A 5,758-nucleotide genomic window follows, 5' to 3' on the forward strand; every position below is an offset into this window, starting at 1 on the left:
TTTGGTATAAATAGCTTGGCAGTGACCTACTTTCGCATGCAAGGAGCATACTATCATTGGCGCTGGTTCGTTTCACGGCCCTGTTCGAGATGGGAAGGGGTGGTTCCAAACCGCTATGGCCGCCAAGCATAACTGGTGTCTCGTATGTTTAAACTTCAAACACACAAGCGATTATGCTGTGTTGCCGTCTCATTTTCATGAGGCGTCTGTAACAAATTGGAAGAAGTAAAGTCATCATACTATGCAGCATGGTTTAAATAGGGGTATTGATTACATTATCTAGCTTTAAAACAACCATTAATCTTGATTCAAGTATTAAGGTTATAGGATCAAGCCTCACGAGCAATTAGTAACGGTCAGCTTAACGCATTACTGCGCTTCCACATCCGTCCTATCAACGTCCTGGTCTCGAACGACTCTTTAGGGGGGTTAAACCCCCAGGGAAATCTCATCTCAAGGCGAGTTTCACGCTTAGATGCTTTCAGCGTTTATCTCTTCCAGATTTAGCTACCCGGCTATACCACTGGCGTGATAACCGGTCCACCAGAGATCTGTCCACTCCGGTCCTCTCGTACTAGGAGCAGGTCCCTTCAAATTTCCAACGCCCACGGCAGATAGGGACCAAACTGTCTCACGACGTTTTAAACCCAGCTCACGTACCACTTTAAATGGCGAACAGCCATACCCTTGGGACCGGCTACAGCCCCAGGATGTGATGAGCCGACATCGAGGTGCCAAACTCCCCCGTCGATATGAACTCTTGGGAGGAATCAGCCTGTTATCCCCAGAGTACCTTTTATCCGTTGAGCGATGGCCCTTCCATACAGAACCACCGGATCACTATGACCTGCTTTCGCACCTGCTCGACCTGTCCGTCTCGCAGTCAAGCAACCTTATGCCATTGCACTATCAGTACGATTTCCGACCGTACCTAGGTTACCTTCGCACTCCTCCGTTACTCTTTGGGAGGAGACCGCCCCAGTCAAACTGCCCACCATACACGGTCCCCAGTCCGGATTACGGACCTAGGTTAGAACCTCAACAACATCAGGGTGGTATTTCAAGGTTGACTCCACGATATCTAGCGACACCGCTTCATAGTCTCCCACCTATCCTACACAAATCTTGTCAAAGTCCAATGTAAAGCTACAGTAAAGGTTCATGGGGTCTTTCCGTCTAGCCGCGGGTAGATTGCATCTTCACAAACATTTCAACTTCGCTGAGTCCCGAGAGGAGACAGTGTGGCCATCGTTACGCCATTCGTGCGGGTCGGAACTTACCCGACAAGGAATTTCGCTACCTTAGGACCGTTATAGTTACGGCCGCCGTTTACTGGGACTTCAATCAAGAGCTTGCACCCCATCATTTAATCTTCCAGCACCGGGCAGGCGTCACACCCTATACGTCCACTTTCGTGTTTGCAGAGTGCTGTGTTTTTATTAAACAGTCGCAGCCACCTTTTCACTGCAACCCCATCGGCCTTCGAGAGTAAATCTCTACAACCTACCGGGGCGCACCTTCTCCCGAAGTTACGGTGCTAATTTGCCGAGTTCCTTCTCCCGGGTTCTCTCAAGCGCCTTAGAATTCTCATCCTACCCACCTGTGTCGGTTTGCGGTACGGTCTCTATACAACTGAAGCTTAGTGGCTTTTCTTGGAAGCATGGTATCAATCACTTCACGTACAAGTACGCTCGTTATCACGCCTCAGCATTGACTCTCCGGATTTGCCTAAAGAATCTGCCTACACGCTTGAACCGGGACATCCAACACCCGGCTGACCTAACCTTCTCCGTCCCCACATCGCATTGTATACAGGTACAGGAATATTAACCTGTTTCCCATCAGCTACGCATCTCTGCCTCACCTTAGGGGCCGACTCACCCTGCGCCGATGAACGTTGCGCAGGAAACCTTGGGTTTTCGGCGAGGGAGCTTTTCACTCCCTTTATCGCTACTCATGTCAGCATTCGCACTTCTGATACCTCCAGCATGCCTCACAGCACACCTTCGCAGGCCTACAGAACGCTCTCCTACCATGCATACATTCCGAAGAATGCAGCATCCGAAGCTTCGGTTACGTGCTTAGCCCCGTTACATCTTCCGCGCAGGACGACTCGACCAGTGAGCTATTACGCTTTCTTTAAATGATGGCTGCTTCTAAGCCAACATCCTGGCTGTCTATGCCTTCCCACTTCGTTTTCCACTTAGCACGTCATTTGGGACCTTAGCTGTCGGTCTGGGTTGTTTCCCTCTTGTCCACGGACGTTAGCACCCATGGACTGTCTCCCGTAATTGCATTTCTCAGTATTCGGAGTTTGCAATGGTTTGGTAAGTTCTTATGAACCCCCTAGCCATAACAGTGCTCTACCCCCGAGAATGATATACGAGGCACTACCTAAATAGTTTTCGGAGAGAACCAGCTATTTCCAAGTTTGTTTAGCCTTTCACCCCTATCCACAGCTCATCCCCAAATTTTTCAACATTTGTGGGTTCGGACCTCCAGTACCTGTTACGGCACCTTCATCCTGGCCATGGATAGATCACTTGGTTTCGGGTCTACACCCAGCAACTAGACGCCCTATTCGGACTCGCTTTCGCTACGCCTCCCCTATCGGTTAAGCTTGCTACTGAATGTAAGTCGCTGACCCATTATACAAAAGGTACGCAGTCACGGAACAAGTCCGCTCCCACTGTTTGTATGCATACGGTTTCAGGATCTATTTCACTCCCCTCCCGGGGTTCTTTTCGCCTTTCCCTCACGGTACTGGTTCACTATCGGTCGATTACGAGTATTTAGCCTTGGAGGATGGTCCCCCCATGTTCAGACAAGGTTTCTCGTGCCCCGCCCTACTTTTCGTTACCCTAGTTCCACACACGGGATTTCGTATAAGGGGCTATCACCCTCTATGGCCGGACTTTCCATTCCGTTCTACTATCGCATGTGCTAAAAATAACAGGCTATTCCATGTTCGCTCGCCACTACTTACGGAATCTCGGTTGATTTCTTTTCCTCGAGCTACTTAGATGTTTCAGTTCACTCGGTTTGCCACCATCTCCCTATATATTCAGGAGCGGTTACCCTTGCGGGTGGGTTTCCCCATTCGGACATGTCCGGATCAAAGCTTATTTGCCAGCTCCCCGAACCTTTACGCAGGCTATCACGTCCTTCATCGCCTGTAATCGCCAAGGCATCCACCATATGCACTTATTCGCTTGATCCTATAACGTTAAAACCTGAACCCTTTTTAAATTCAGATCCCATGATGCATGAGACATCCGTCATAGGCTTTTCTAAAGCAACTTCGTTAATGCTGCAAGGTTGTACAACATTAACTGGTTTATTTTACTTCACTTGTTTTTAAGAACTTTCATTCTTGAAACTCAAGCTAAGCAAAATGTTTCGATTTTGCAATCAATTACTACCCATTTTGAATACACACATATCATCACAATAATGTGTATTCACTTTACTTCTTCCATTTTGTTAAAGAACAGTCTAGTTAAAAACTAGAAGTAAATATTCACGCAGAACACTTACTTCTAATTTCTTACTTACAACATCAATGCTTGGTGGAGGATAACGGGATCGAACCGTTGACCCCCTGCTTGCAAAGCAGGTGCTCTCCCAGCTGAGCTAATCCCCCATTTTCAGGTGAATCTGGTGGGTCTGGATGGACTCGAACCATCGACCCCCGCCTTATCAAGACGGTGCTCTAACCAGCTGAGCTACAGACCCTCAAGGTTTACTAGCGTTTCCGCCAATGTTTGGTCAATCATTGATGCTGCTGACTACTAACAACTGATAAGTGTGAATGCTTGCAAAGTAAAGACGTCTCTAGAAAGGAGGTGATCCAGCCGCACCTTCCGATACGGCTACCTTGTTACGACTTCACCCCAGTCATGAATACTACCGTGGTAAGCGTCCTCCTTACGGTTAGACTACCTACTTCTGGTAAAACCCACTCCCATGGTGTGACGGGCGGTGTGTACAAGGCCCGGGAACGTATTCACCGCGACATGCTGATCCGCGATTACTAGCGATTCCGACTTCATGTAGTCGAGTTGCAGACTACAATCCGGACTACGATCGGCTTTCTGGGATTGGCTCCACCTCGCGGCTTGGCAACCCTCTGTACCGACCATTGTATTACGTGTGAAGCCCTGGCCATAAGGGCCATGAGGACTTGACGTCATCCCCACCTTCCTCCGGTTTGTCACCGGCAGTCCCATTAAAGTGCCCAACTAAATGATGGCAATTAATGGCAAGGGTTGCGCTCGTTGCGGGACTTAACCCAACATCTCACGACACGAGCTGACGACAGCCATGCAGCACCTGTGTTAACGTTCTCTTTCGAGCACCAATCCATCTCTGGAAAGTTCGTTACATGTCAAGGCCAGGTAAGGTTTTTCGCGTTGCATCGAATTAATCCACATAATCCACCGCTTGTGCGGGCCCCCGTCAATTCCTTTGAGTTTTAATCTTGCGACCGTACTCCCCAGGCGGTCTACTTCACGCGTTAGCTGCGTTACTCATGGATTTTACTCCACCAACAACTAGTAGACATCGTTTAGGGCGTGGACTACCAGGGTATCTAATCCTGTTTGCTCCCCACGCTTTCGTGCATGAGCGTCAATATTATCCCAGGGGGCTGCCTTCGCCATTGGTATTCCTCCACATCTCTACGCATTTCACTGCTACACGTGGAATTCTACCCCCCTCTGACATATTCTAGTCTTGTAGTTTCAAACGCAGTTCCCAAGTTGAGCTCGGGGATTTCACATCTGACTTACAAAACCGCCTGCGCACGCTTTACGCCCAGTAATTCCGATTAACGCTCGCACCCTACGTATTACCGCGGCTGCTGGCACGTAGTTAGCCGGTGCTTCTTATCAAGGTACCGTCATTAACACAGTTTATTCGACTGCATCGTTTCTTCCCTTGCGAAAGAGCTTTACAACCCGAAGGCCTTCTTCACTCACGCGGAATGGCTGGATCAGGCTTTCGCCCATTGTCCAAAATTCCCCACTGCTGCCTCCCGTAGGAGTCTGGACCGTGTCTCAGTTCCAGTGTGGCTGGTCGTCCTCTCAGACCAGCTACTGATCGTCGCCTTGGTGAGCCTTTACCTCACCAACTAGCTAATCAGATATCGGCCGCTCCATTAACGCAAGGTCCGAAGATCCCCTGCTTTCCCCCGTAGGGCGTATGCGGTATTAGCCAACCTTTCGATTAGTTATCCCCCATTATTGGATACGTTCCGATACATTACTCACCCGTTCGCCACTAATCGATCTAGCAAGCTAGATCTCATCGTTCGACTTGCATGTGTAAAGCATTCCGCCAGCGTTCAATCTGAGCCAGGATCAAACTCTTCAGTTTAATTTCTGACTATTACTTTTTTCCTCTTGCGAGGTGGTTATTTCGCTTTTGCTTTATTACTTATAAATAAGTAATGACTCAAATTCATTGTCAAGGTTTGTATTACTACAATCTTGTCATAAATTTAAGTGTAAGCACTTGTATTTTCTGAGTCTGATCTTAATACCAATCAACTAAGTTAAATTTTAATGTAAACACTAAAACAAGTTAGTTGCGATTAAGTCAGCTGCTTCATTCACAAGCACCCACACTTATCAGTTGTTATATTGTTAAAGAACTTTTCGTTTCCGTCGTTACGCATTGCGTTAACGAGGTGCGCATTATACAGAGCTTTTACCGCTCGTCAACCTTAATTTCGTAATATTTACTAATTAAAATTAAC

The 5,758-nt window shown here is 47.9% G+C and carries 2 tRNA genes and 3 rRNA genes; all 5 read right to left on the reverse strand.

The window, feature by feature from the left end:
• Positions 1-13: 13 nt before the first annotated feature.
• Positions 14-127, reverse strand: a 5S ribosomal RNA gene (gene rrf / locus C3Y98_RS12700).
• 198 nt (positions 128-325) lie between these two features.
• Positions 326-3,218, reverse strand: a 23S ribosomal RNA gene (locus C3Y98_RS12705).
• Between the two features lie 349 nt (positions 3,219-3,567).
• Positions 3,568-3,643 (reverse strand) — tRNA-Ala (locus C3Y98_RS12710).
• A 15-nt stretch (positions 3,644-3,658) separates the two neighbouring features.
• Positions 3,659-3,735 (reverse strand) — tRNA-Ile (locus C3Y98_RS12715).
• A 103-nt stretch (positions 3,736-3,838) separates the two neighbouring features.
• A 16S ribosomal RNA gene (locus tag C3Y98_RS12720) occupies positions 3,839-5,376 on the reverse strand.
• The 16S, 23S and 5S rRNA genes sit together here with 2 tRNA genes alongside, the layout of an rRNA operon.
• Positions 5,377-5,758: the final 382 nt, after the last annotated feature.

Source organism: Methylotenera oryzisoli, from assembly GCF_004661485.1.
GTDB classification, from domain to species: Bacteria; Pseudomonadota; Gammaproteobacteria; order Burkholderiales; family Methylophilaceae; genus Methylotenera; species Methylotenera oryzisoli.